At 60.2% G+C, this 5,238-nt stretch carries 6 protein-coding genes and 1 pseudogene; 6 read left to right on the forward strand and 1 reads right to left on the reverse strand.

Annotated features, from left to right (window positions below):
- Window positions 1–123: 123 nt before the first annotated feature.
- Window positions 124–477, reverse strand: coding sequence for a hypothetical protein (locus WAW39_RS05925; protein WP_422316763.1), 354 nt, complete (start codon window positions 475–477; stop codon window positions 124–126).
- A gap of 157 nt (window positions 478–634) precedes the next feature.
- Here WAW39_RS05925 and rpmH point away from each other — a divergent pair.
- From rpmH to WAW39_RS05955, 6 genes and pseudogenes are all read left to right on the forward strand, one after another.
- Window positions 635–769 (forward strand): annotated as a pseudogene (rpmH, locus tag WAW39_RS05930) (50S ribosomal protein L34); the annotation flags it as partial.
- A gap of 78 nt (window positions 770–847) precedes the next feature.
- Window positions 848–1,219 (forward strand): ribonuclease P protein component, encoded by a 372-nt coding sequence (rnpA, locus tag WAW39_RS05935; protein ID WP_422316765.1) that lies wholly within the window; start codon window positions 848–850, stop codon window positions 1,217–1,219.
- On the forward strand, window positions 1,216–1,452 hold the full coding sequence (gene yidD, locus WAW39_RS05940) for a membrane protein insertion efficiency factor YidD (RefSeq protein ID WP_397381316.1): 237 nt from the start codon (window positions 1,216–1,218) through the stop codon (window positions 1,450–1,452). The genes rnpA and yidD overlap by 4 nt, the downstream gene beginning before the upstream one ends.
- A gap of 165 nt (window positions 1,453–1,617) precedes the next feature.
- On the forward strand, window positions 1,618–3,438 hold the full coding sequence (yidC, locus tag WAW39_RS05945) for a membrane protein insertase YidC (protein WP_422316767.1): 1,821 nt from the start codon (window positions 1,618–1,620) through the stop codon (window positions 3,436–3,438).
- Between the two features lie 6 nt (window positions 3,439–3,444).
- Window positions 3,445–3,900 carry a protein jag gene (locus WAW39_RS05950; protein WP_422316769.1) on the forward strand — a complete coding sequence of 152 codons (456 nt, stop codon included), beginning with the start codon at window positions 3,445–3,447 and terminating at the stop codon, window positions 3,898–3,900.
- Between the two features lie 133 nt (window positions 3,901–4,033).
- On the forward strand, window positions 4,034–5,238 hold a 1,205-nt coding region (locus WAW39_RS05955; protein ID WP_422316771.1), incomplete at its 3' end, for a PTPDL family protein.

A 5,238-nucleotide genomic window follows, 5' to 3' on the forward strand; every position in this document is an offset into this window, starting at 1 on the left:
AAACGCCAGCCAACTGCAGGACCGGCTCATGGAAGCCCTGCGCTCCATGATCGACCAGCCCTCCGTTCTTCAGTCCCAATGCCGTCCAAAGATGAGTTTATGACAGGCTTTCTAAGAACCGGTCTAGGTGCTGCTGGGTTCGCGGGCCAGGCGGTACTTCAGCACAAAAGCCGCGATGCCGTGATCCCGGAACCATTCTGCCAAAGCGTAGCCCTCATGGCCGAGGCAGAGCTTGGAGTGACCCCCGCCGGGACAGATGATGACGGCCGTGCCGGTGGATTTGTCCGCAGCAGGAACGTACGGGGTGATCGTGGGCTTGTGCACGTTGCACACATTGCTGCCCTCGATTTTCTCCGGCTCGGCCGCCCGTGCTTCAGAACCGGGGGCTCCATTTGGCCACAGCGGGAGGGCTGCGGGAGTGTCGGCGGCGCAGAGGGCAAGAGGCAAAAAGAGGCTGGCGAGAAAGGGTCGGATCATGGGTCGAATGTAACGTTGAGAAAACCGAAGTTTACTGGAAATCATCGCATGATTGACAAATCAAAGACTCCCGCTAGTTTCGCGCCCCCTTTTCGAGGGGAGGCCGTGATTTGTCCGGTCTGAGCTCCCACTTTCCCTTTCACCACCCCACACGCCCATGCCAAAGACATTCAGGACCTACCAGCCTTCCAAGCGCACGCGCAAGCAGCAGTTTGGTTTCCGCGCACGCACGAAGACCGCAAATGGTCGCGACATCCTGCGCCGCCGTCGTCGCGCCGGACGCAAACGCCTCCTGCCAAAGGGCGTGGAACTCCACTTCAAGCGTCACACCCAGCAGCACACCTAATTCTGCTGCGGCGCGCTCCTTATCATGCGCCTTCCCTCAAGCCTGCGGATGAAACTCGCGTGCGATTTCGCACGGGTCAAAACGCAGGGCAGCAGCCAGGCCGGAAAATTTCTGGTGCTGGGTGCTTTGCGTGTGGAAGCGCTGAAGGAGTTCCAGTTTGGCCTCATCACCGGGGGCAAGCTGGGCAACGCCGTCGTACGCAACCGCATCCGACGTCTGCTGCGCGAGATCGTGCGTGCACACCGCGCGGAGATCGCTCCCGGCTGGCAGATGGTGATCATCGCCCGCTGGCGTGCCCCCAAAGCCACGCTCGCCGAACTGGAAAGTGACTGGCTGCGGCTGGCGCGGCGCATGAATCTGCTCACCCAGAAGCTCCCTGCCCCGCCCGCACCATGAAATGGCTCATCCGAATTTTCATCCGCGGCTATCAAGTGTTCATCTCCCCCGTCATTCACGCCATTGGCGGTCCTGGCTCCGGATGCCGCTACACCCCGACTTGCTCGCGGTACTTTCTCCAGGCCGTGGAAACCCACGGCGTTCTACGCGGCTGCTGGCTCGGCCTCTGCCGCATCGGCCGCTGTCATCCCTGGGGTGGTCACGGGCATGATCCCGTGCCGGACAAGAAATGACCAAACCCGCATGACGAATTTTGCCAGACAATGTAGTCGCGCACACGGGGGTCGCTCGCCATTTGTCCGTCTGCTTTCGCCCTTGCTCCCCAGCCGTGTCTCCGCCCTGACCTAGGAGACCCGCATTTTCACAAAAACCTCTCTCACCCAAAGCTTAAAAATTTCATGGACCGCAAAAGTTGGATCATCGTGACGCTCTGCGTCATCCTCGCGGGGGTAAACCTGTACTACGTGCAGGAAAATCAGAAGCTCGCCCAGGCCGAGGCCGCGCGCATCAAGCAGGAGCAGGCCGCTAAAAAAGCGGCGGAAACACCCGCAGCACCTTCAGCCGCGACCCCCGCCCCCGGCGTCACACCCGCAGCGCCTGCGGCTCCCGTGGCTGCCGTGGCTGCCGCAGTGCCGGTGGAAACTCACTCCATCAAAGTGGGCACCGTCACGTTTGAACTCACCTCCAAAGGCGGCGGCATCGCCCGCGCCGCACTGGCCGGCACGGATCAGGTGACCCTGAACAAGAACGGCCTGGAAGCCATCGGCGCCCTGCGTCGTGAAGCCTCCGGCATGGATGCGCTGGCCTACAAGCTGACCGAAAAGAGCGACAAGAGCGCCACCTTTGAAGGCACCACCGCCGAAGGCATCGTGGTGACCAAAAAGTACACCCTGACCGAAGGCCCGGAAGGAGACGAGCATCTCATCGATCTCAAGATCACCCTCAAAAACACCGGCACCGCGCAGCATCGCTCCGAGGAATACTACCTCTACGCCGGAGCTGCGACCGCCCTGAAGCATGACGAAGGACGCTATGACGGCTTCTTCTGGAACAACGCCGGAGACACAGACCACGAGCTGTCGAAATACTTTGGCAAGGGCTTCTTCAGCGAAGCACCGACGGAGTACCGCCATTCCTTCAATGCCCTGCGCTACGCAGGCGTGATGAGCCGCTTCTACACCCACATCATCACCCGCATGGCGGAGAAGGATGCACCCGCCAAGCTCTGGGCCGGCCGTCGCAAACTCGCGCAGCCGATTGATGCAGCCAGCGTGGGCAAGGCGGAGATCGAAGACTTCACCTACGATGCCGCCATGAGCCTGCCGGTGGTGGATCTCGCCCCGGGTGCCTCGGTCACGGAAAATTACCAGATCTACCTCGGCCCGAAGGAATACGACCGCCTCAGCCGCATCGGCCACCAGCGCAGCTACGCGATGTTTTACGGCTACTTCAAGATCGTCAGCATCGCCCTCTCCAAAGTCATGCGCTGGATGCACAACATCAGCGGCAGCTGGGGTCTGGCGGTCATCCTTCTGACGATTTTCGTCCGTCTCTGCCTCTGGCCGATTCATGCGAAGTCCACCATGACCATGAAGCGCATGGGCCTCCTCGGTCCGCTCATGAAAGAGCTGCAGGAGAAGTACAAGGACAATCCGCAGCAGCAGCAGATGGAGACCATGAAGCTCTACAAGGACTACGGTGTGAATCCGCTGGGTGGCTGCCTCCCCTTGTTCCTGCAGTTCCCCATCTTCATCGGCCTCTACAGCGTGCTCGAAGTGGCGGCGGAGCTTCGCGGCCAGTCCTTCTGGTGGGTCCGGGATCTGGCTGCCGCAGACACCCAGGGCCAGTTGCTGGGTTTCAACATCAACCCCCTGCCCATCATCATGGGCCTCACTATGGTGGCCCAGATGAAGCTCACCCCTCAGCCTGCGACGGTGGACAAGACCCAGCAGCGCATCTTCATGCTGATGCCCCTGTTCTTCCTCTGGATCAGCTATGACTTCGCCGCCGCCCTGGCGCTTTACTGGTCCACCCAGAACATTTTCAGCGTCTTCCAGACCCGGATCATGAAACTTTACATGCCTGAGCCCAAGCTGGAAAAGGTGGCTCTGAAGCCCGCAGCCAAAGCCGCACCAGCTCAAAACCCCTTCTTCAACTCGGGAGCACCCTCAAAAGATAACAAGAAAAAAGGCCCGAAACCGCCACGTCTGGGAGGCTAGAGATCCATGACACCCCTCGAACACTCACGCCATATTCTTGACACGATGCTCGGCTATCTGGGCTTCGTGGTCCAGATCGAGGAGGACAACGGCCCGGACGGCCCCACGCTGCAGGTCCTCACGGATGATTCGGACGCCCTTATCGGCCGCCGGGGGGAGACGCTCGAAGACATCCAGTATCTGGTGAACCGCGTCCTGCAGCGCCACATCAAGGACGCCCCGCGCGTCCGCGTGGATGTGGAATTTTACCGCTCCATGCGCGAGGACAAGATGGTCGCCCGTGCCAAGGAGCTCGGCGACCGCGTGCGCGCCACCGGCCAGAACGCCGACCTGCCGCCGATGAACAGCTACTACCGCCGCCTCATTCACAACGTCTTCGTCAACGACCCCGAAGTCATGAGCGTCAGCCAGGACGGCAGTGCCCGCTTCAAGCGCATCGTGCTCCAACGCCGCTCCAGCTAGGCCATTTCCCCTTCTCACGGAGGAAAATGAGCTTCGTTCTTTACTCGCGGTGTGGTTTTGAGTTATTTCTCGTAACCCGCGCAAATTGCCGCGCGCCTGCTAATCCCCTTCTCTTATCCAACCCTGCATTCCCATGAAATTGAGCCGCTACCAGTCTGTCGTCTTTGCCCTTGCCAGCAGCGCCGGATTTTTGCACGCCGACATCGTGACCCTCAAAGACGGCAAAAAGCTGGAAGGCAATATTCTCTCCGAGACGCCCACCTCCATCCGGATGCGGTATCACCTGACTCCGAAGATCATGGATGAAAAGGACATCCCGCGCACCGACATCGCGGAAGGGGGCATCCTCAAGCAAAAGCCGGAAGAAGTGGAAATTATCGAAATTCGAAAGGCCGTTCCCACCCCGGACCTGATGTCGGCGGAAAAGTATGAGCAGCTCATTCAGGACCGCCTGCGTCCCTTCGTGAACCGCTACCCCGGCACGAAGGAAGCCGCAGAAGTGGAAAAAATGATCTCCGAAGCTCAGCTGGAAAAAGAAAAGGTCGTGGCTGGCGGCGTGAAGCTCGAAGGCAAATGGCTCACCCGTGAAGAGGCCAAGGCGGAAAGCCTCAACATCAAGGCTTTCTCCATCCGTGCGGCGATGCTGGAGAAAATCCAGGCCAAGGACTTCACCGGCGCGCTCAAGGAATTCGACAAACTCAACGACCCCGCCAGCGGCAACACCGCCTCCGTCTATTATCCCAAGGCCGTCGCGGAGATCCTCGAAGTTTTGACCAAGTACGACAAGCAGGTCGCGCAGATGATTCAGGACCAGCCTGCCTTGCAGAGGATCCGTGAGGAGGGCATCAAAAAGCTCATCGAGCCCGACCTGACACGGATGAAGGACGCCATCAAGAAGGAAAGGGACGCCTGGCTCTCCACCTACGAACAGGAGCGCAAGACCAGCAGATGGTACACCCCTTACAAGTACGATCTGGAGAGCTTGAAGGCCCTCGGCAAGTCCATCGCCGAAGCCAAGGATGCTCTGACCAGTCTCGACCTTGCCGTCATCGCCAAGACCAACGAAGCCATCCAACGCATGATCCGTGCCGATGCCAAGGCTGGCAAGGACAAGGCCGAACTCACCAAGATGGGTGAGGCCATCATGGAAGGCGAAGCCGCCGCCGCCAACGCCGATGCCAAAAGCAAGGAATTCTACCGCAGCGTCTTCACCAACTACCGTGCACGCCACGCCTACTTTGCCCAGCAGGTGAACACCCCGCAGGGGCAGACGCAGCCTGCCGCCGCTGGTGCCGCCGGCGGCTCCTCAGCCATCGCTGGCACGGCTGAACCTGGCAT

The sequence above is a fragment of the Prosthecobacter sp. genome, assembly GCF_049294395.1.
Classification (GTDB): Bacteria; Verrucomicrobiota; Verrucomicrobiia; order Verrucomicrobiales; family Verrucomicrobiaceae; genus Prosthecobacter.

Coding starts and splice junctions, on each gene's coding strand:
- WAW39_RS05925 (WP_422316763.1), bottom strand. CDS start 477: ATGATCCGACCCTTTCTCGCCAGCCTCTTTTTGCCTCTTGCCCTCTGC.
- rnpA (WP_422316765.1), top strand. CDS start 848: ATGCGCCTTCCCTCAAGCCTGCGGATGAAACTCGCGTGCGATTTCGCA.
- yidD (WP_397381316.1), top strand. CDS start 1,216: ATGAAATGGCTCATCCGAATTTTCATCCGCGGCTATCAAGTGTTCATC.
- yidC (WP_422316767.1), top strand. CDS start 1,618: ATGGACCGCAAAAGTTGGATCATCGTGACGCTCTGCGTCATCCTCGCG.
- WAW39_RS05950 (WP_422316769.1), top strand. CDS start 3,445: ATGACACCCCTCGAACACTCACGCCATATTCTTGACACGATGCTCGGC.